The 19,354-nt window shown below is 70.7% G+C and carries 20 protein-coding genes; 13 read left to right on the forward strand and 7 right to left on the reverse strand.

The window, feature by feature from the left end:
- Positions 1-32 precede the first annotated feature (32 nt).
- Positions 33-2,573, forward strand: a complete 2,541-nt coding sequence (gene treY, locus GCN81_RS16745; protein ID WP_156725437.1) for a malto-oligosyltrehalose synthase — start codon at positions 33-35, stop codon at positions 2,571-2,573.
- Here treY and GCN81_RS16750 read toward each other — a convergent pair.
- Positions 2,559-3,116 (reverse strand): DUF1707 and FHA domain-containing protein, encoded by a 558-nt coding sequence (locus GCN81_RS16750; protein WP_156725438.1) that lies wholly within the window; start codon positions 3,114-3,116, stop codon positions 2,559-2,561. The two genes, treY and GCN81_RS16750, sit on opposite strands and share 15 nt — an antisense overlap.
- A gap of 140 nt (positions 3,117-3,256) precedes the next feature.
- Between GCN81_RS16750 and GCN81_RS16755 the strand changes: the two genes are divergently transcribed.
- Positions 3,257-3,472 carry an ATP dependent DNA ligase gene (locus GCN81_RS16755; RefSeq protein ID WP_156725439.1) on the forward strand — a complete coding sequence of 72 codons (216 nt, stop codon included), beginning with the start codon at positions 3,257-3,259 and terminating at the stop codon, positions 3,470-3,472.
- Complete coding sequence (ligD, locus tag GCN81_RS16760; protein WP_156725440.1) at positions 3,469-4,398, forward strand: non-homologous end-joining DNA ligase; 930 nt, start codon at positions 3,469-3,471, stop codon at positions 4,396-4,398. Before GCN81_RS16755 ends, ligD begins: the two co-directional genes overlap by 4 nt.
- 28 nt (positions 4,399-4,426) lie before the next feature.
- Here ligD and GCN81_RS16765 read toward each other — a convergent pair whose 3' ends face one another.
- The gene (locus GCN81_RS16765) at positions 4,427-5,041 is read right to left on the reverse strand and encodes a DNA polymerase ligase N-terminal domain-containing protein (RefSeq protein WP_156725441.1); all 615 of its coding nucleotides are present in this window, start codon (positions 5,039-5,041) and stop codon (positions 4,427-4,429) included.
- Positions 5,042-5,493: 452 nt separating this feature from the next.
- On the opposite strand from GCN81_RS16765, the gene GCN81_RS16770 reads away from it, so the two are divergent.
- Complete coding sequence (locus tag GCN81_RS16770) at positions 5,494-6,396, forward strand: GNAT family N-acetyltransferase (protein WP_156725442.1); 903 nt, start codon at positions 5,494-5,496, stop codon at positions 6,394-6,396.
- A 133-nt stretch (positions 6,397-6,529) separates the two neighbouring features.
- Positions 6,530-8,287, forward strand: coding sequence for a malto-oligosyltrehalose trehalohydrolase (gene treZ / locus GCN81_RS16775; RefSeq protein WP_156725443.1), 1,758 nt, complete (start codon positions 6,530-6,532; stop codon positions 8,285-8,287).
- A gap of 37 nt (positions 8,288-8,324) precedes the next feature.
- On the opposite strand, the gene GCN81_RS16780 is transcribed toward treZ, so the two are convergent.
- Positions 8,325-8,978 carry a LysE family translocator gene (locus tag GCN81_RS16780; RefSeq protein WP_156725444.1) on the reverse strand — a complete coding sequence of 218 codons (654 nt, stop codon included), beginning with the start codon at positions 8,976-8,978 and terminating at the stop codon, positions 8,325-8,327.
- Between the two features lie 103 nt (positions 8,979-9,081).
- Between GCN81_RS16780 and GCN81_RS16785 the strand changes: the two genes are divergently transcribed.
- Positions 9,082-9,825: a phosphodiesterase gene (locus GCN81_RS16785; RefSeq protein ID WP_156725445.1), complete on the forward strand. Its 744-nt coding sequence runs from the start codon at positions 9,082-9,084 to the stop codon at positions 9,823-9,825.
- 9 nt (positions 9,826-9,834) lie between these two features.
- Here GCN81_RS16785 and GCN81_RS16790 read toward each other — a convergent pair whose 3' ends face one another.
- Positions 9,835-10,557, reverse strand: a complete 723-nt coding sequence (locus GCN81_RS16790) for a PDZ domain-containing protein (RefSeq protein ID WP_231626776.1) — start codon at positions 10,555-10,557, stop codon at positions 9,835-9,837.
- Between GCN81_RS16790 and GCN81_RS31885 the strand changes: the two genes are divergently transcribed.
- From GCN81_RS31885 to GCN81_RS16825, 7 genes are all read left to right on the forward strand, one after another.
- A complete protein-coding gene (locus GCN81_RS31885) occupies positions 10,556-10,768 on the forward strand; it encodes a hypothetical protein (protein WP_197287674.1) in 213 nt (70 codons plus the stop codon). The genes GCN81_RS16790 and GCN81_RS31885 overlap by 2 nt on opposite strands.
- Before the next feature lie 324 nt (positions 10,769-11,092).
- Positions 11,093-11,881, forward strand: a complete 789-nt coding sequence (locus GCN81_RS16800) for a basic amino acid ABC transporter substrate-binding protein (protein ID WP_156725582.1) — start codon at positions 11,093-11,095, stop codon at positions 11,879-11,881.
- Between the two features lie 46 nt (positions 11,882-11,927).
- Positions 11,928-12,725, forward strand: a complete 798-nt coding sequence (locus GCN81_RS16805; protein WP_197287675.1) for an amino acid ABC transporter permease — start codon at positions 11,928-11,930, stop codon at positions 12,723-12,725.
- Positions 12,726-12,730: 5 nt separating this feature from the next.
- A complete protein-coding gene (locus tag GCN81_RS16810) occupies positions 12,731-13,636 on the forward strand; it encodes an amino acid ABC transporter ATP-binding protein (RefSeq protein ID WP_156725447.1) in 906 nt (301 codons plus the stop codon).
- A 281-nt stretch (positions 13,637-13,917) separates the two neighbouring features.
- A complete protein-coding gene (locus tag GCN81_RS16815; RefSeq protein WP_156725448.1) occupies positions 13,918-14,346 on the forward strand; it encodes a DUF485 domain-containing protein in 429 nt (142 codons plus the stop codon).
- Entirely contained in the window at positions 14,343-15,965 is a 1,623-nt protein-coding gene (locus GCN81_RS16820) for a sodium/solute symporter (protein WP_156725449.1), read from the forward strand. Before GCN81_RS16815 ends, GCN81_RS16820 begins: the two co-directional genes overlap by 4 nt.
- 161 nt (positions 15,966-16,126) lie before the next feature.
- Complete coding sequence (locus GCN81_RS16825) at positions 16,127-16,630, forward strand: FBP domain-containing protein (RefSeq protein WP_156725450.1); 504 nt, start codon at positions 16,127-16,129, stop codon at positions 16,628-16,630.
- Positions 16,631-16,661: 31 nt separating this feature from the next.
- Here GCN81_RS16825 and msrB read toward each other — a convergent pair whose 3' ends face one another.
- The 3 genes from msrB to GCN81_RS16840 form a co-directional block, all read right to left on the reverse strand.
- A complete protein-coding gene (msrB, locus tag GCN81_RS16830; protein ID WP_156725451.1) occupies positions 16,662-17,069 on the reverse strand; it encodes a peptide-methionine (R)-S-oxide reductase MsrB in 408 nt (135 codons plus the stop codon).
- 64 nt (positions 17,070-17,133) lie between these two features.
- Positions 17,134-18,537: a UDP-N-acetylmuramate--L-alanine ligase gene (gene murC / locus GCN81_RS16835; protein ID WP_156725452.1), complete on the reverse strand. Its 1,404-nt coding sequence runs from the start codon at positions 18,535-18,537 to the stop codon at positions 17,134-17,136.
- A gap of 246 nt (positions 18,538-18,783) precedes the next feature.
- Positions 18,784-19,248: an indole-3-glycerol phosphate synthase gene (locus tag GCN81_RS16840; RefSeq protein ID WP_197287676.1), complete on the reverse strand. Its 465-nt coding sequence runs from the start codon at positions 19,246-19,248 to the stop codon at positions 18,784-18,786.
- Positions 19,249-19,354: the final 106 nt, after the last annotated feature.

The raw sequence follows: 19,354 nt of genomic DNA on the forward strand, positions 1-19,354 counted from the left end.
GAGGTCGCGGCGGGTCGGGTACGTACGTGCGCATGAGCCCTGTGCCGCTGAGCCCCGCGACGCCCTCCGCCACCTACCGGCTACAGCTCCAGCCCGCGTTTCCGTTCGCCGCGGCCGAGGCCGCCGTGCCGTATCTGGCCGCGCTCGGCGTCTCGCATCTGCATCTGTCGCCGGTACTTGAGGCCGTTCCGGGGTCCTCGCACGGCTATGACGTCGTCGACCACGCGCGCGTACGGGCCGAACTCGGCGGTGAGCGGGGGCTGCGCGCGCTGGCGGCGACCGCACGCTCGTACGGCCTCGGCCTGGTCCTGGACATCGTGCCGAACCACATGGCCGCCGTACCGCGCCACAACAGAGCGCTGTGGGAGGTACTGCGCGAGGGCCAGGACTCGCCGTTCGCCCGCTGCTTCGACATCGACTGGGCGGCGCACGGCGGCCGGTTGCTGCTGCCGGTTCTCGCGCGCCGGATCGGCGCGGAGCTGGACGCACTGCGGGTGGAGGGCGACGTACTGCGCTACCACGCGCACGCGTTCCCGCTCCGCGAGGGGACGGCCGGACTCCCGCTACCCGCGCTCCTGGACGCGCAGTGGTACCGCCTGGCGTGGTGGCGGCTGGCCCGTACCGAGCTGAACTACCGCCGGTTCTTCACGATTTCGGAACTCATCGGGATACGGGTCGAGGACCCGGACGTCTTCGACGCCACCCACGCCAAGGTTCTGGAGCTCCTGCGGGACGGTGTGGTCGACGGGCTGCGCGTCGACCACCCGGACGGTCTCGCGGACCCCGGCGGCTACCTCCAGCGGCTGCACGAGGCCACCGGAGGGCGCTGGACGGTCGTCGAGAAGATCCTCGCTGACGGCGAGCGGCTGCCCGCCTCCTGGCCGGTCGCGGGCACCACCGGCTATGACGCGTTGCGGCATATCGACGGGCTGTTCGTTGACCCCGTCGGCGTCGGTGAACTCATCGGTCAGTACCGCGACTTCACCGGCCGCCCCGCCGACCGTGGCGGCGCCTGGGAGCCGACGGCGCGCCGTGCCGCGTACCGGGTCATCACCCATGAGCTGGCCGCCGAGGTCGACCGGCTGGCCCGCGACGCCGCCCGCTGCTTCGACGTCGGCGTTGGCGTCGGTCTCGGCGTCGGTCTCGCGTCGCGTGACCACGCCCCCTGGGCGCTGCGTACGGCCTTACGCGAGCTCCTCGTACGGATTCCGGTGTACCGGCCGTACGGCACCGGGGACGCGGTCAGGGCCGTGCTGACCGAGCGGGCGGCACGGGAGGCGAAGGCCGCGTTCGCGGTGGCGGATGAGGCGCGGGTGGTCGATGACGTGCGGGATCTGCTGCTCGGTGGGCCGCGCGGCGACGGCGACGATGGCGACGGCGGTCCGGAGCGACGGGCGTTTCGTGCCCGGTTCGGGCAGACAGCGTCGGCGCTGCGCGCCAAGGCGGTCGAGGACACGGCCTTCTATCGCTATTTTCCGCTGGTCTCGGCGGCGGAGGTGGGCGGGGACCCTGGGCGGCCCGCCGTGTCCCCCGGGGAGTTCCACGCGTACGGCGCGCGCGTGCAGCGTGACTGGCCCACCACCGGCACGGTGCTGTCCACGCACGACGCCAAACGAAGCGCCGAGGTCCGGGCGGGGATCGCGGTGCTCACCGAATGCCCGGGCCGGTGGGCGGAGTTCGTCGCGGGGATCGCGGCCGCGTCCGCGCGCGGCGAGGGCGGGCAGCCGCCCGATCCGCACCTCGCGTGGGCCACCTGGCAGACGGCGCTTGGCTTCGCGCGGGAGCTGAGCGAGACGGCCGTAGGCGAGACGGCCGTAGGGGTGGGCGACCCGCCCAGCGTCCGGCTGCGGCACGCCATGCTGAAGCACGCGCGCGAGGCGGGTCTGTTCACCAGTTGGACCGAGCAGGACCCGCGCTACGAGCAGGCCCTGACCGCCTTCGTCGACGCCGCGACGCACGGCCCGCCGCTTGCGACTCTCCTTGAGTTCGCGGCCGAACTGCGCCCCTGGGTACGGGTCAACGTGCTCGGCGCGGCGCTGCTGCACCTGACGATGCCGGGGGTCCCCGACCTCTATCAGGGCACGGAATACGCGCGGGCGACGCTGGTCGACCCGGACAACCGACGGCCGGTGCACTTCGACGCACTCGGCGACATCGGTGACCGCGACGACCTCGACGACCGCGACGACCTCGATGGCGAGAAGCTGGCCCTCACCCGCGTAGCCCTGCGGCTGCGACGCGCCCTCCCGGAGGCCTTCGGCGAGACGGCGGCCTACCGGCCGCTCTGGGCGCGCGGCCCGGCCGCCGACCACTGCGTGGCGTTCACCCGCTCCGAACGCGTGGTGACCGCGGTGACCCGGCTGCCGCTACGGCTGGCCGACGCGGGCGGCTGGGGGGACACCGAACTGCCGCTGCCCGCAGGGCGCTTTGTCGACCTGCTCACCCCCGAGGAGCCCGCGGAGGGAGAGCGGGGCCGGGAGTTCTCCGGGCACGCCCGCGCGCGGGACCTTTTCGCCACGCGCCCGGTAGCCCTGCTGGGCTTAGGGCCCGCCCCCCACTCACTGCACCGATAGACGGTAGCTCACCGAGCCGAAGGACACCTGGTCGCCCACCTGGACGATGGCGGCCCCAAGTACCCGCCTGCCGTTCACGCTGGTGCCGTTGGTCGAGCCGAGGTCGTACAGCACCCAGCGGCCGCTCTGCGCCCGCAGTTCGGCGTGCGCCCGCGAGACGGACTCATGCGTGAGCCGCAGCCCGCTCGCCGGGTCGCGGCCGATCCGCAGCGGATGCGGGGCGCTGGCCGGGAGGGGGAGCAGCAGCTGCGGCAGCCGCTCGGCCTGCCAGGCCCCCCGTACCCGTACCGTGAACGCGGACACCGCGCCGACCGCGCCGGTCACCAGCCGCGTCAGCCTGCCCTGCCGACGTGGCAGATCGGCGGTGAGCGCGGCGAGCTCGTCCGGCCTGTGGGCGCCGAGCGCGAGTCCCATGCGGCGTACGAAGGTGTCGTGCGACAGCCTGCCCTGGACCGCGCCGTCGCGCAGGAGCTGGAGGGCCTTGTCTCGCTCAGCGTCGGAGACCCGCTCGGGGGACGTAGGGAACTCGAAGGACGATGTCACCAAGCGATTGTCGGGTAGCGCGGCTGGGGTGTCCAGCGGCCCCGACACTTCCGACCCTCCCTGACCTGCTTGAATCCTCCGCTCCCTGAAGGACCCCCGTTGCGGTAGCGGCTGGACCTCGGTAGCCGTACACAAGAGAGGTGAGCGAAGACGAGGGGGAATGCGCACAGCAGCCGTTCACCGGCGGCCCGGTCCGCAAGCGCGGCGTGCACTGGGTGCGGCCCGAACTCGTCGCCGAGATCGTTTTCACCGAGTGGACCGAAGCCGACCGGCTGCGCCACCCCCGGTTCGTCGGCCTGCGTAGCGACAAGCCCGCCGAGCAGGTGGTACGCGAGAGACCGAAGGAGGAACGGTGAGCACGCAGGACAGCATCCGCGTCGGAAAGCGGACCGTCGCGATCTCGAATCCGGACAAGGAGCTGTTTCCCGATGACGGCATCACCAAAGCCGAACTGATCGACTTCTATCGCAGCGTTTCCCGCCCCATGCTGACCCACCTGCGGGGGCGGCCGGTGGCCATGGAACGCCACCCCGACGGGTACGGCGGGACGTCGTTCTTCCACAAGGACGTCCCCGACTACTTCCCTGACTGGATTCACCGCCAGGAAGTCGCCAAGGAGGGCGGGACCCTCACCATGGCCGTGTGCGACGACGCCGCCACCCTCGCCTACCTCGCCAACCAGGCGTGCATCACCCCACACCCCTGGCTGAGCCGTGTCGACCGCCTCGACTGCCCGGACCGGCTGATCTTCGACCTGGACCCTCCGGGTGAGGACTTCGAGATCGTGCGCTGGACCGCCCGGAAGCTGGGCGACCTCCTGACTACGGAACTCGGGCTGCGGCCCGCCCTGATGACCACCGGCTCACGCGGCCTGCACCTCGTCCTGCTCCTCGACCGCCGCGCCGACTTCGACACCACACGCGCCTTCGCCCAGCAGGTGGCCGATCTCCTCGCCACACGGCACCCCGACAAGCTGACGACCGAGATGCGCAAGAACAAGCGCCGCGGCCGGCTGTACCTGGATACGCAGCGCAACGGCTACGCCCAGACCTCAGTGGCGCCCTACGCCGTCCGGGCGCGTCCGCACGCCCCGGTGGCCACCCCGCTCACATGGGAGGAACTCGACGACCGCCGGACCGGCCCACAGAGCTGGACCCTGCGCACCCTCCCCGACCGGCTGTCCGCGCAGGGCGACCCCTGGAAGGGGCTGAACCGCTGTCGGCGTTCCCTGGGACCGGCCCGGCGCCGACTCGACGCCCTCGCCCAGGAAGACGACCGCTGACCCACTGCGCCCGGCGTCGGCGAGCGTGTCACTCCTCGGCGACGTCCTCCACTGTGCGGCCGGTCCGTACCGAGGCGGGTTCGGAATTCACCGGATTACGGCGGGCATCGGCCTCCTCGTCCTTGACCTTCACCAGGAGCCACCGCTCCTTCCCGCCCTCGGGCCCCGTCCGTGTCAGGGCGTAGCCGCCGCGGAGCTTCTCCCCCTCCAGCCACACCTTCACATGCCCGTCGCTCACCCCCTTGGCCACGGGGACCTTCTTTCCGCCGCGCTCGGCCAGGTTCCGGTAGGTGCCCACGTCCCAGCGGATGACCGCACCGGCCCCGTACTCCCCTTCCGGGATGGTGCCTTCGAAGTCGGCATAGTCCACAGGATGGTCCTCGGTGCGCAGGGCCAGACGCTTCTCCCGCGGATCGGTGGACGGCCCCTTGGGCACCGACCACGACTTCAGCACCCCGCCCGCCTCAAGCCGGAAGTCGTAGTGCAGTGAGGTGGCCGCGTGTTTCTGCACGACGAAACGCCGCCGACCGCCTCTGCCCGAGGTACTGCCCATCGGTTCGGGCGTGCGGTCAGGGTGCCGCTTGGAGCGGTACTGCTCCAGTGAACCGCTCACGGCCTTGCCGGACCTGGCCTTGCCAGTCATGATCGACGACTCCCTTCAGGTCCGTGCAGGTCGGTGAGCGCGGTGGAGCTGTCGGTGCGGACACATCGGCGTCCATGACTTCGAGCCGCTTGATCCGGCAGCCGCGCGCACAGGAGGCCAGGACCTCTCCAAACCCCTCGACATCGGGCAGCTCAGTCATGGACCCGGGTACCCCTGCCCCGGCCCGAATCACGCCCACGCGCAGTGCGGTGCCTGCCCGGTCCTCGCCGCCTGGCCCTCGGGGCAACAAACTCCCTGGACGGGACGGCCCAGTTACCCCTATCGTCGCCACGACGCCATCACCATGGGAAGGAGGCGAGAGCTGTGCAGGTCATCGACGTATCCCCGCGCTCCCGCCCCGTCCCCGCGGCGTCCCAGGTCTGACGCGTCTGGCTGTCTGACCACCTCCCCACCTCGCCGGGAGCGCGCCAACCTTCCGGAGGATCTCCCCCATGACCGATCTGGTCATCCGCGCGCTCACCGAGAGCGACGCACACCTGTTCCACACCCTCGCCGACCCCGGCCTCGTCGGCCGGATCGTCACCGGCATCGAGTACCGCACCATCGCCCAGGGCGGCGACTACCGCCCCGAGTGGACCCTGGTCGCCCTGCGCGACGGCAAGGTCGTGGCGCGCGGTGCGTGGTGGGGCGGGCCCGACGACACCGCCCCGATCAACATCAACTGGTTCGACTTCGCCGACGGCGAGCAGGAGGCCGGTACCGAGCTGCTGCGCCAGGCTCCGTTCGACGTCGAGTACGAGCTCATCCTGCCGTCCGACTGGCGCGCTGACCCCGCGACTCTGGCGGCGGGTGAGGCCCGGGTCGCGGCGGCCGAGGCCGCGGGCAAGCGCGCCCTGGTCGAGCGCTGCCGCTACGCGTGGACGCCCGAGCAGGGGCTTCCCGAGCGCCCAGGGCGGCTGGTCTTCCGGGAAGAGCGGGACGACCAGGTGCTCCTCGACGTCCTGCGCCAGATCAGCTCGGCCACCCTGGACGCGCACGCGCTGCACGCCACCGCCGAACACGGTCTGGATACGGCCGCCCAGGAGGACCTGGACTACATCCACTGGTGCCCCGAGGCGTGGCCGCAGCTGGCCTTCACGCCGGGGGGCGAACTCGTCGGGCTGCATCTGCCGTGCCGTGTCCCGTCCGGCTTCGCGGCCGGGTTCATCGGGGTCGTACCCGGGCAACGGGGGCACGGCTACGCGTACGACCTGGTCGTCGAGTCGACGCACTTCCTCGTGGAGCGGGGCGCGACGCGCATCGTGGCGGCGACCGATGACGGGAACTTCCCGATGCTGGCGAACTTCGCTAAGGCCGGGTATCCCGTCGTCCAGAAGCGCATCGACCTCATCTAGGCGGCCCTGTCTCCCCGATTCCCCGGCGCGTCGATCACTTCTGGAGCACGATGGACGCCGGAAGTGGGGACAACGGACAACGCGCAACGGGCAACGGCGCGATATCGGCGAGGGGACGAGGGGGAAACCGTCCGTGTGGTTCGAGGTGTGGGCACCACAAGCAGACCGGGTCGCGCTCCAACTGGAGGGCACCACCCTCGCGTTGGAGCGCGACCCGGACCGTACGGACTGGTGGGCGGGCGAGGCCGAGGCGGGCGACGGAGCGCGCTATGGCTTCGTACTCGACGACGGCCCCGTACGCCCCGACCCGCGCTCCGCGCGGCAGCCGGACGGCCCCGACGGCCTGAGCGCCGTCGTCGAGCACACCCGCTACGACTGGCGCGCCGAGTGGGCCGGGCGCGGACTGCGGGACGCGGTGCTGTACGAGCTGCACATCGGCACGTACACCCCCGAAGGCACCCTGGACGCGGCGGCGCGGCAGCTCGGGCATCTCATCGAGCTGGGTGTCACGCATGTCGAGCTGATGCCGCTGTGCCCGTTCCCCGGTCGGCACGGCTGGGGGTACGAGGGTGTGTCGCTGTGGGCCGTGCATGAGCCGTACGGCGGGCCCGAGGCGCTGAAGCGCTTTGTCGACCGGGCACACGAGCTGGGCATCGGCGTGGTCCTGGACGTCGTACACAACCATCTCGGCCCGTCCGGCAACCATCTCCCGGCGTTCGGGCCGTACTTCACCGACACCCACCAGACCCCCTGGGGCGCCGCCGTCAACCTGGACGCCCCAGGCTCGGACGAGGTTCGCGCGTATCTGATCGGCAGCGCGCTGGCCTGGCTGCGGGAGTACCGGATCGACGGGCTGCGGCTGGATGCCGTACACGCGCTGCGCGACACCCGTGCCCAGCACTTCCTGGAGGAGCTGTCGGCCGCGGTGGACGCGCTCGCCGACGAGGTCGGCCGTCCGCTGTTCCTGATCGGCGAGTCCGACCTGGGCGATCCCCGGGTCATCACGCCTCGGGCGCGGGGCGGCCAGGGGGGCCTGGGGCTGCACGCGCAAGCGAACGACGACTTCCACCACGCCCTGCACACCGCCCTGACCGGCGAATCCCAGGGCTACTACGAGGACTTCGCGCGGGCGCCGCTGGCCGCGCTCGCCAAGACGCTCAGCCGCGGCTTCTTCCACGACGGTACGTACTCGTCGTTCCGCGGCCGTCGGCACGGGCGCCCGGTGGACCGTACGACCACACCCGCGTACCGCTTCGTCGGGTTCGCCCAGAACCACGACCAGATCGGCAACCGCGCCATGGGCGACCGGCTCTCGGCGACGCTCTCGCCTGGGCTGCTGGCCTGCGCCGCCGCGCTGACGCTGACCTCGCCGTTCACGCCGATGCTGTTCATGGGCGAGGAGTGGGGGGCGCGCACGCCCTGGCAGTTCTTCACCGACCACACGGACCCCGAGCTGGCGGATGCGGTACGACGGGGCCGCAGACGGGAGTTCGCGGCGCACGGCTGGGCGGAGGGGGACGTCCCTGACCCGCAGGACCCGGGCACCCGGGACCGTTCCTGCCTCGACTGGAACGAGCTGGAGAAGGACCCGCACGCGCGCCTGCTGGCCTGGCATCGCAAGCTGATCGCCCTGCGCCGTGCCCAACCAGACCTCCTGGACCCGGATTTGGCGGCCGTCCGGAGCGCCTACAGCGAGTCAGCGCGGTGGTTCGCGTTCCGGCGCGGGGAGGTACGGATCGCGGTCAACCTGTCCAGGGAACCGGCCGCGATCCCGCTTCAGGGCGGGGCGGCGCGCGTACTGGCCGCGTGGCAGCCGACCGAGGCGCCGGGGGCGGATGGGCGGCTGAACCTGCCGGGCGAGTCCTGCGTCCTGCTCGCGCCCGCGCCGTAAAGCCGCAAACAGCCCGTCAACCGTCAAGGGCGGGCGCTCAGCCCTCCAGCGCCAGCCGCGCGCCCAGGGCCACCAGCACACCACCGGAGACCTGCTCCAGCCTGCGCCGGATCGCCGCCCGCGACAGAACGCCCCGCAGCCGGGCGACGAACCAGACGTACCCGCTGTAGTACGCGACCTCGAAGACCGCCCAGATCGCGGCGAGGGCCACCATGGCCGGGAGCTGCGGGGCACCGGCGGGCACGAACTGTGGCAGGAAGGAGATGGCGAAGATCGCGGCCTTGGGGTTCGCCAGGTTCAGCAGCAGCCCGCCTCGGTAGGAGGCCCAGCCGGTGCGCACCGGCTGGGCCTCCCCGACCGCTGCGAGGCCCTCACCCGCGCTCTCAGCCCCACCCTCGCCCCGCCTGGCACGCCGCGCCTGCCACAGGGTCTGGACGCCGAAGACGACGAGCACCACGGCGCCGACGACGCGCATCACGTCGTACGCGAACTGTGACGCGGCCAGCAGCGCGGTCAGCCCGAAGGCCGCGAACAGGCCCCAGACGAACACACCGGTCTCGTTTCCGAGCACGGTGAAGAAACCGGAACGCCTGCTCCGCAGCGAGTTCCTGATGATCAGGATGGTGCTCGGTCCCGGCGAAGCGGCGATCAGGAGGCAGGCGCCGAGGAAGGCGACGAGGGTGCTCAGCATGCGGCCCATCATGCGCGCGGGCCGACAGCGGAGCCAGGGGTTTTCCCCTCCACGATCTAATGCTTAGATAGCGCTGCAACCATTAACGCCTGGAGGTGTCGCCATGCTCGTGCTGGCCCAGATCAGCGACCTTCATCTCGATGGGACGGCCCGTGGGACCGAGCGCGCCGAGCGCGTCATGGGCCACCTGCGCGGCCTGGGTACGCGAGTGGACGCGCTGCTGGTCACCGGGGACATCGCGGACCATGGCACGGAGGCGGAGTACGAGGAGGCGGCACGCGTACTCGACGCGCCGTTCCCGGTACTGCATTGCCCCGGCAACCACGACAGCAGGGGCCCCTACCGCAAGGCGCTGCTTGGCGAGCCCGCGTCGGACGACCCTGTCAACAGGGTTCACCGCGTGGGCGGCGCCGCGATCCTGATGTGCGACTCCAGCATTCCGGGCCAGGACGAGGGGCTGCTCGACGACACGACGTACGCCTGGATCGAGGCCACCCTCGACGAGCTGGGCGGCGACATCCCCGTACTGCTGGCCTTCCACCACCCACCGGTCGCCCTGCACCACCCCCTCCCGGACAGGTACCAGCTCCAGGAGCCTGACCGGCTGGCCGCCCTGCTCGACCGGCACCCCGAGATCACGGCGCTGATCACCGGGCACGCCCACACCCCCGCCGCCACCACCTTCGGGGGACGGCCGCTGCTCGTCGGGCCCGGAGTCACCTGGACGCTGCGCCTGCCGTGGGAGGGCGAGCAGATCGCGGACCGCGCGGCCGATCCGGGGTTCGCCTTCCATGTCCTGGACGACGCGGGGCGGTTGACGACGCACTACCGCACGGTGCCCGCGTGACCCGCCCTCTCAGGTCACGACGCCCGGCCTGACCGACAGCGACTCCCGCGCGCCGTCCTCGTGCCGTACCGTCACCGCCACCGCCTTGCCGGGACGCGCCGCCGCCACCTCGGCGGCCAGCTCCGCCGCCGTACGGACCGGGTGGCCGCCGATCGCGAGCAGCACATCCCCGCGTACGAGTCCCGCGCTGTACCCGGGGCCGGGGATGTGCACGCCCACGAGCAGCGCCCCCGCGCCCTGCTCGGCGTCGATGGCCTCGATGCCGAGCGTGGCCCGGGCGGCGGGCCGGTCCGGCACCGCGTCCGGTGCCGTGGCGCTCTGCCCGCCCTGCGGCTCAGGCCCCGACGGCCGTGGCGTACCGTCCGGCTTCGCCGGGGTGTCCGGCGCGCCTCCCGGCGGCCTCTCGCCCGGCCGCTCCTTCAGGTCCGCGAGCTTGCCCATGCTGATGACCGTGGCACCCACGGTGCCGAGTCCGACACCCGTCAACACCAGCACGAGTACGGCCACCACGCCCAGAACAGCGGTCAGCGGCCGCCTCCTACGCCGGTGCGCCGCCCGCTGCCGACGACCACTGCCCGCCCCGGCACCCACCCCGGCATCCGTCCCGGACTGAGTCTCGGACTCAGCCCCGGACTCAGTCCCAGACATACTGGCGGAGCCGGGCATCGACTTGGGGCGCAACGCCGTCCCGGCCATCTCGACTGTCTCGGCCGTCCAAGCTGTCTCGTCCATGGCTGACCTCCGCCGAGTGCTCTACCCGGCGCGCAACCACACGACGATCCCCGGAAGAGTGACACCCGACGGGCACACCCGTACGAACACACCGAGGTCAGGAGCGGGCGGCGGTCACAGCTTCGCGACACGCTTGGCGATGAAGGCCACCAGAGCGAAGACCGCGATCATGGTGACGACGAAGGCCACATCGGCCATCGCGAACTCCTGAGTGAGACGGGAGGGGGCATGCGGCCTCCACGACGGAGGCCTCGTGAGAGCAAACCCCTCATCCGCCCCGATCGGTCCGTCGTTGACACCTCTCTTACGGCACCCCACACCACCTTGACGCGTCCTTGACGCGACCGCGCCACGACACGGTTCGCGGTAAGGGGCGTTACCCAGACGCAATCGACGCGCCAGAGACAGGGACGGTGACCAGTGGCAGGATGCATCGCAACTCGCGCACCACAAGGCGCTGTTGATCACGTACGCCGTCGATCGCAGCGCCGTTGATCTCATCTGCCCTGGAGGTCTTGTGTCCGCTCGTTCTTCGATGCCCGTCATAGCGATAGTGACGGCCGTCGGATGCACCAGCACCAAGCCAGACAACGACGGCAATGGCGGCGGCGATGGCTCCAAGGGCTCGGAGATCGCGCTCGTCTCGTCCGGCAAGCTCAAGACCTGCACCCATCTGCCGTACCCGCCGTTCCAGTCGAAGAAGGACGGCAAGATCGTCGGCTTTGACGTGGATCTGGTCGACCTCGTCGCCAAGGAGCTGGGCGTCAAGCAGGAGATCGTCAACACGCCCTTCGAGGGCATCGAGACCGGCCAGGACTTCAAGATCCGCAAGTGCGATCTGGCGGCCGCGGGGATGACGATCACCGAGGACCGCGACAAGGTCATGGACTTCTCGGACCCGTACTTCAACGCCACCCAGGCGCTGATCACCAAGAAGGGCAAGGCGTACAAGACGATCGCCGATCTCAAGGGGAAGAAGCTCGGCTACCAGAAGGCCACCACCGGCGGCATCTACGCCAAGGAGAACGGTGACGGCGTCGAGCTCACGGAGTTCGAGGACGTGGGGCTGCTGCTCGCCGCAGTGAAGTCGGGACAGGTCGAGGCGGCGATCAACGACAACGGCGTGCTCTTCGAGTACGTCAAGCAGAACCCGGGCACTGAGGTGACCGCGGAGTTCGACACCGGCGAGCAGTACGGGATCGGCTTCCGCACCGGCAACGACGCGCTGCGCGAGAAGGTCAACGAGGTTCTCAAGGCGGCCCGGGACGACGGGCGTTACGACGAGATCTACAAGAAGTGGTTCGGCACCACTCCCCAGAGCTGACGCCGCGACGTTGACGCTCCCCACCCAGCAAGGGAGTTCCGCACGCATGCCCCTGTCCCTGGCCCTGTCCCGACGGCAGCGGGCGCGAGTGTTCCGCGGCGTCCAGTACGCGGTGCTGCTGCTCGCCATCGCCGCCTTCGCCCTGGTGGCCGACTGGGGAACGCTACGCGAGGCGTTCTTCGACGTCGATGTCGCCAGGGCCCTGTTCCCCGAGATCATCACCACCGCGCTGGTCAACACGGCCTTCTACGCCCTGCTCGGCTTCGGTTTCGGCCTGGGGCTCGGCCTCGTGCTGGCCATGATGCGGCTGTCGTCGGTGCCGCCGTACCGCTGGCTGGCGATCGCGTATATCGAGTTCTTCCGTGGCATCCCGGCCCTGCTGGTGTTCATCTCGCTGGGTTTTGGCGTGCCGCTGGCCTTCGAGGTCGCGCTCGACATGAACGTGACCGTGATGCTCTCGCTCGGTCTGGTCGGCGCCGCGTATATGGCGGAGACGATCCGGGCGGGCATCCAGGCGGTCCCCAAGGGCCAGTGGGAGGCGGCCCGTTCGCTGGGGATGTCGCCGGGCCGGGCGATGGTGTCGATCGTGATGCCGCAGGCCTTCCGGATCGTCCTGCCGCCATTGACCAACGAGTTGATCCTGCTCACCAAGGACTCGTCGCTGGTCTATCTGCTCGGCCTCTCGCTCGGCCAGTTCGAGCTGGCCAACTTCGGCCGGGACGCGCTCAACGAGCACAAGAGCCTCACCCCGATCCTGATCGCGGGACTGCTGTATCTCGTCATCACCCTGCCGCTCGGCCATCTGGTACGGCGGCTCGAGGCCCGTACCGCGAAAGCCAGGTGAGCACCATGAAGGCAGGCAAGGAGCCCGCGTCGCCCGAGCAGGCGTGTCAGTCGGGACAGTCGGGTCAGTCGGGACAGTCGGGTCAGTCGGGTCAGGCGGGTCAGGCGGGTCAGGCGGGTCAGGCGATCGAGGTCCAGGACCTGCACAAGGCGTTCGGTGACCTGGAGGTGCTCAAGGGCATCGACTTCTCGGTCGGGCGGGGCGAGGTGGTCTGTGTCATCGGGCCTTCCGGGTCCGGCAAGTCGACGCTGCTGCGGTGCGTCAACCTCCTCGAGGAGCCGACGTCCGGCACGGTCACCGTGGCCGGTACGGAGGTCACCGACCCGGACGTGGACATCGACCGGGTACGCCGCCGGATCGGCATGGTCTTCCAGTCCTTCAACCTCTTCCCGCACCTCACCGCGCTGGAGAACCTCACCATCGCCCAGCGCCGGGTGCTGCGGCGCGGCAAGGAGGAGGCGAACCGGGTCGCCCGGCGCAACCTCCGGCGCGTCGGCCTGAGCGAGAAGGAGGCCGCGTATCCGGCGCAGCTCTCCGGCGGCCAGCAGCAGCGGGTCGCCATCGCGCGCGCCCTGTCCATGGACCCTGAGCTGATGCTGTTCGACGAGCCGACCTCGGCCCTGGACCCGGAGCTGGTCGGTGACGTGCTCGCCGTGATGCGCTCGCTCGCGCGGGAGGGGATGACGATGCTCGTCGTCACCCATGAGATGAGCTTCGCCCGTGAGGTCGCCGATCGGGTCGTCTTCATGGACGGCGGCGTCATCGTCGAGCAGGGCACGCCGGACCGGGTGGTCGGCGACCCCCAGCATGAGCGGACCCGCACGTTCCTGGCGCGGGTGCTCGATCCGGCCGCGGCCGAGGTGGGGGAGGTCCCTGACGTCGGCCCGCACACCAAGCGCGTAGACCGCTGAGAGCCCCGACTGAGAGCCGCCTAAGCCCGCCTAAGAGCCCGCCTTCGAACCTCCGCCGTCCGCCCTCAGGGTGGGCGGCGATTGCTATTTCACTAGGTGGAAGTTTCAGGTTGAGAACATTATCGGCCCGATAGCGCCAACGCTCCCTACCGACCAGTAATGTACCGCCACCGGCCCCGCCGCCACCCCCCACCCGCTGCCCGCGCCCTCCGGCGTGCCAGCGGCCAGGGCGACGGGCCGCCGCGCCGCCGCACCCTCATCGCACAGGAGCTGTCCCCCGCATGTCATACGGACCCGACCCGTTCCCCCCACCACCCGCCCAGCCAGCGGGCCTGTTCACCCCTCAGGGTCCGGGCTACCGCCCCCAGGCGTACGGAAGTCCGGCCGCCGCCGCACCCACACCGGTGGGGCCTCCGCCAGGACTGCCCCGGCTGCGCTCCTCGTACCGTCGGCTGCGTCGCGTCATGACGCTCGCGGCGCTGGGCTACTTCGTCGTGTTCCTCCTGCTCACCGGGTACGCCCCGGGGCTGATGGAGACCGAGCTGGTCGGCGGCTTCACCTTCGGGCTTGTCATGGGGCTGCTGCAGTTCCCGGTCACGTTCGCCGCGATCATCGGCTATGAACGGTCCGCCGTACGCACCGTGGACCCGCTCGCCCGTGACATCCGGCGCGCGGTGGAAGAGCGCGGCGCGCGGGGAGGCGCCCGGTGAACACCTTCAGCTCGTCGGCCCAGACGTTCTCGCTGGTCGCGTTCAGCGCGATCGCCTCCTTCACTCTGCTGCTCTGCATCATCAACAGCGCGGAGCGGGATGACCTGAGCGACTACTACACCGGCTACCGCGGTATGTCGTCGATCCCGAACGGCCTGGCCATCGCCGGTGACTACATCTCGGCGGCCACCATCCTCAACACCGTCGGCTTTATCGCCCTCACCGGCTTCGACGGACTCACCCTCGCGCTGAGCAGCGCGCTCTCCCTGGTGCTGCTGATGTTCCTGCTGGCCGAGCCGCTGCGTAACGCGGGCCGCTTCACCATGGGCGACGCGCTGGCCCGGCACGCGTCGGACCGCAAGGTGCGGATCGTGTCCTCCGCGGTCACGTTGCTCGCCCTGGTGCCGATGATGATCGTGCAGCTCGCGGCGAGTGGCTATCTGGTCTCGCTCATCCTCGGGTTCGACGGCGACGCCATCCGCACCGGGTGCATCGTGGTCCTGGGCATCCTGATGATCGCCTACGCCGCGATCGGCGGGATGAAGGGCACGGCCCTGATCCAGATCATCAAGATCGTGGTGCTGGTCGGCGCGTCCGCCGCCCTCGCCTTCCTGATCATGAACAAGGTCGGCTGGAACCCCTCGCAGCTCCTGTCCGACGCCAAGACGGGCAGCCGCGTCGGCGACGCCTACCTCACGTCCGGGATGCGCTTCGGGAGCGACGGAATGGGCAAACTGGACACCGTCAGCGCCATGGTGACCGTAGTGCTCGGCGCCGCGTGCCTACCGCATGTGACCATGCGTATGTACACCGCGCACAGCGCCCGGCACATCCGGCGCTCGATGTCCTGGGCCGTCGGCACGGTCAGTGTCGTCTGCTTCCTGCTCGCGATCATCGGCTTCGGCGCGGCGGCGATCATCGGCCGGGACGCGCTGGCCGCTGGCGGTCCGCAGGGCACCCTCGCGATCCTCCAGGTCAGTCAGGGCGTCGCCGAAGGCTCGTCGATGGTCGCGACGTTGCTGTTCACCGCCGTGGCCGCCGCGGTGTTCCTGACCCTGCTCTCCTCGGTCTCGGGCATGATCATGGCCTGCGCCTCCTCGCTGGCGCACGACTTCTACGCGCTGGGCCTGCGGCGTACGTCCCTCCCGGCGGTGCGGGAGCTACGGGCCGCGCGCGCCGCCGCCGTCGCGGTGGGCGTACCCGCCATCGCGCTGGCGATCGCCGTACAGGACTGGGGCCTCCAGGCCCTGATCACGCTCTCCCTGTGCATCGGAGCGTCGGCCATCGCCCCGGCGCTGGTCTACCGCCTGTTCTGGCGCCGCTACACCAACACCGGGCTGCTCTACACGATGATCGGCGGCACCCTCTCCGTACTCGTGCTTCTCGCGTTCTCGGAGGTGGTCTCCGGCGGCGAGCACGCCCTGATCACCGACCGGAACTTCAGCTGGTTCCCGATGCACACCACCGGTCTGGTCACCATCCCGCTGGGCTTCTTCCTCGGCTGGCTGGGCACGATCCGCAGCACCCGGCGTGACCAGGACGACCAGGAGCGCCAGTACGAGGCCGCCGAGCCCCGCATCCTGGCAGGCGCAGGCACCGGCTCCGGCTCCGGCTCCTGACCGATCCCCCTCCCGACCGCGCCCGCGCCGCGCCGCCTCCTTCCCCGGAGGCGGCGCGGCCGCCGCACGACGGGAGTCCGCTGGATCACGCCGAATGCCGAATATTGCGATGGGAATTATTGCGATGCGAAAGGATCGCCAGGTCCGTAGGGTCGACGCCCGTGGAACCGCTCAATGAGAAACAGATCCGCTCGTCCTTCGTGAACTGCACCAAAGGCGACGCGGCCCGCGTCAAGTTGCCGCTCGACTTCGCCGAACTGCCCTGGGAGGACCTGGACTTCCTGGGCTGGGTCGACCCGGGCGCACCCCTGCGCGCCCATCTCGTGCTGCCCCGCGCCGACGGCCCGCTGGGGATCACCCTGCGCGTGCCCGCCGTGACCCGCGGCAGCGCGGTGAAGTCCAGCCTGTGCCAGATCTGCCTGACGGGCCACGCCTCCTCCGGCGTCACCCTGCTCGCCGCCAGACTGGCGGGCGCCCGCGGCCGCGAGGGCAACACCGTCGGCACGTACATCTGCGCCGACCTCGCCTGCCCGCAGTACCTCCGCGGCAAGCGCCAGCCCAAGCTGCGCTCGCTCCGCTATACGGAGTCCCTCACCCTGGACGAACGTATCGCCCGCATGTCGCGCAACCTGGACGCCTTCGCCGCGAAGGTCACCGCAGGCTGATCAGGCGGGTCCCCTGCGGTGACAGCGGGACTCAGCCCTCGTCGGGGATCAGCCGCATCGAGATGCTGTTGATGCAGTACCGCTGGTCCGTCGGGGTGGCGTAGCCCTCGCCCTCGAAGACGTGTCCCAGATGGGACCCGCACTTCGCACAGCGCACCTCGGTGCGTCGCATGCCGTGGGAGTTGTCCTGGAGCAGTTCGACGGCGTCGCTGTCCTTCGGGTCGTAGAAGCTGGGCCAGCCGCAGTGGGAGGCGAACTTGGTCTCGGAGGTGAAGAGTTCGGCTCCGCAGGCGCGGCAGGCGTATACCCCGCGGGTCTTGGTGTCCGTGTACTCGCCGACGAAGGCGGGTTCGGTGCCCGCGTCGCGGAGTACCGCGTACTCCGCCGGGGTCAGCTCCTCGCGCCACTGCTCGTCTGGCTTCTCGACCTCGTAGGCCATGGCCGGGTCCCCTCGTTCCGTTGGTTCGGGCGTCAGCTCGTTCGGGCGTCAGCCGGTTCGGGCGTCAGCGCGACAGGCGGGCCAGGATCTTCGGGCCGAGGTCCGTGACGTCGCCCGCGCCCATGGTGAGAACGAGATCGCCGGGCCGGGCCATTCCCGCCACCGCGTCCGGCACGCTCTCCTTGTCGGAGACGGGGGTGACGTCGGCTCCGGCGGCGCGCGCCGCGTCGAGGATGAGGGTGCTGGTGACGCCGGGGATCGGGTCCTCGCGGGCCGGGTAGATGTCCAGGACGACCGAGGCGTCGGCGAGGGCCAGGGCCTGGCCCATCTCGGTGCCGAGCTCCTGGGTGCGGGAGTAGAGGTGCGGCTGGAAGACGACCAGGAGGCGGGAGTCACCGGCGGCGGAGCGCATGGCTTCCAGGTCGGCGGTCATCTCCGTGGGGTGGTGCGCGTACGCGTCGATGACCTGGACGCCCGCGGCCTCCCCCTTGAGCTGGAGGCGGCGCTTGACGCCGGTGTACTTGCCGAGCGCGGAGGCGAGGTTGTGCGCCGGGATGCCGAGGGCGACGCCCGCGGCGAGTGCGGCGACCGCGTTGTGCGCGTAGTGGCGGCCGGGCACCGCGACCGTGAAGGTGATCAGCTTGCCGTCGAGGAGGACGGTGACCTCGCTGGTCAGACCGCGCGGGGTGATCTTGTGGATGCGTACGTCGGCGGACTCCGACTCGCCGTAGGTGACGACCTTGAGCGAGGAGAGGTCGCGCAGGCGGGAGGTGAGCTCCACGGCGCCTGCCTGGTCGGCGGCGATGACGAGCGTACCGCCGGGGGTGATCTTGCCCGCGAAGGTCTCGAAGGAGTCGTAGATCTCGTCCATCGAGGCGTAGTTGGCGTGGTGGTCGAGTTCGACGTTGAGGACGATGGCGACCTCGGGGGCGTACTTGTGGAAGCTGCGGTCTGATTCATCCGCCTCCGCAACGAAGATCTGGCCGGTGCCGTGCTCGGCGTTGGAGCCGGGGGCGTCCAGGTCGCCGCCGATCGCGTACGAGGGGTTCAGGCCCAAGGCCGCGAGGGACACGGCCAGCATCGAGGTGGTGGTCGTCTTGCCGTGGGTGCCCGCTACGGCGATCGGGCGCAGACCGTTCATCAGCGCGGCCAGCGCGTCGGAGCGGTGGACGACCGCGATGCCGCGCTCGCGGGCGGCGGCCAGCTCCGGGTTGTCCTCGCGGATGGCCGAGGAGACGACGACGCAGCTGGCGTCGGCGGCGAGGTGCTCGGTGGCGTGCCCGATGTGCACCGTGGCGCCGAGCACGCGCAGCGCGTCGGCCGTGGCCGAGTCACGCGAGTCGCTGCCCGCGACCTTGGCGCCGCGCTGGGTGAGGATCTTGGCGATGCCCGACATTCCGGCTCCGCCGATCCCGATGAAGTGCGGTCGGTCCATGGCGGGGGGCAGACCGGGAATGCCGGGGGTCATGTACGTCTCCTGGGCGGGCGCGGCGGTACGTCGGTGAGGGCGGCCGACCGCGTCAGCGCGCGGGGGCCGCCCGCCCCTAGGGGGCGTCTCTCCGATCTTCGCGGATCAGCCTGCGGCACCTGGTGCGGTGCATCGGCGTGCGGCCGGATCGCCCTCGTACTGGACGTACTCGGGTGATTCGGCCGTGCGTCGAGGCGCCGTGCCAGACGCCGCGGGCCCGCGAAGGCCGGGGAGACGCCCCCTAGCCTATTCGCTGTGCGCGTAGAGCTTGAGCACCGGTACGCCGACCTTGTGGCGGGCCCGGGACGCCCAGTCGCGGTGGAAGAACTCCTCGACGTAGTGCGGCGCGGTCAGCACGATCACCTCGTCGGCGTTGGTCTCCTCGGTGACCGAGGTGAGCACGTCCAGCGGATGGTCCTCCACGAGCCGGCCCACCGCCTCACTGCCCGCCTTGCGCAGCTCCGCGAGCGAGTGCTGGAGAGCCAGCTCGGCGGGGGCCTCGGAGTCGTCCTTGCCCTCCGCCGCCTCGCGTACGGCCTTGTCCAGCTCACCGAGCGCGACATCGTCCACGGCACGCAACAGCCGGTCCTGGTCGCCACGCGGCTGCATGAGGACGACGAAGGAGACCTGCTGGTCGCCGTGCAGTGTGGTGACGAACTCCACGTCTACCGCCGACAGTGCCTTCTCGATCATCAATACGCTCGTGAACACGACGGGCGCCCTTCTCCTTCGGGGGCCGTCACCGGCCCCTGCGGAAACCATCCTGCCCCGTACCCGCACGGGGTCCCCGAGTCATAGTGTGCCCAGCGCGGGCTAA

Source organism: Streptomyces apocyni, from assembly GCF_009739465.1.
Lineage (GTDB): Bacteria > Actinomycetota > Actinomycetes > Streptomycetales > Streptomycetaceae > Streptomyces > Streptomyces apocyni.

Coding starts and splice junctions, on each gene's coding strand:
- treY (WP_156725437.1), top strand. CDS start 33: ATGAGCCCTGTGCCGCTGAGCCCCGCGACGCCCTCCGCCACCTACCGG.
- GCN81_RS16765 (WP_156725441.1), bottom strand. CDS start 5,041: ATGACTGGCAAGGCCAGGTCCGGCAAGGCCGTGAGCGGTTCACTGGAG.
- GCN81_RS16770 (WP_156725442.1), top strand. CDS start 5,494: ATGACCGATCTGGTCATCCGCGCGCTCACCGAGAGCGACGCACACCTG.
- GCN81_RS16780 (WP_156725444.1), bottom strand. CDS start 8,978: ATGCTGAGCACCCTCGTCGCCTTCCTCGGCGCCTGCCTCCTGATCGCC.
- GCN81_RS16785 (WP_156725445.1), top strand. CDS start 9,082: ATGCTCGTGCTGGCCCAGATCAGCGACCTTCATCTCGATGGGACGGCC.
- GCN81_RS31885 (WP_197287674.1), top strand. CDS start 10,556: ATGGCTGACCTCCGCCGAGTGCTCTACCCGGCGCGCAACCACACGACG.
- GCN81_RS16790 (WP_231626776.1), bottom strand. CDS start 10,557: ATGGACGAGACAGCTTGGACGGCCGAGACAGTCGAGATGGCCGGGACG.
- GCN81_RS16800 (WP_156725582.1), top strand. CDS start 11,093: ATGCCCGTCATAGCGATAGTGACGGCCGTCGGATGCACCAGCACCAAG.
- GCN81_RS16805 (WP_197287675.1), top strand. CDS start 11,928: ATGCCCCTGTCCCTGGCCCTGTCCCGACGGCAGCGGGCGCGAGTGTTC.
- GCN81_RS16810 (WP_156725447.1), top strand. CDS start 12,731: ATGAAGGCAGGCAAGGAGCCCGCGTCGCCCGAGCAGGCGTGTCAGTCG.
- GCN81_RS16815 (WP_156725448.1), top strand. CDS start 13,918: ATGTCATACGGACCCGACCCGTTCCCCCCACCACCCGCCCAGCCAGCG.
- msrB (WP_156725451.1), bottom strand. CDS start 17,069: ATGGCCTACGAGGTCGAGAAGCCAGACGAGCAGTGGCGCGAGGAGCTG.
- murC (WP_156725452.1), bottom strand. CDS start 18,537: ATGACCCCCGGCATTCCCGGTCTGCCCCCCGCCATGGACCGACCGCAC.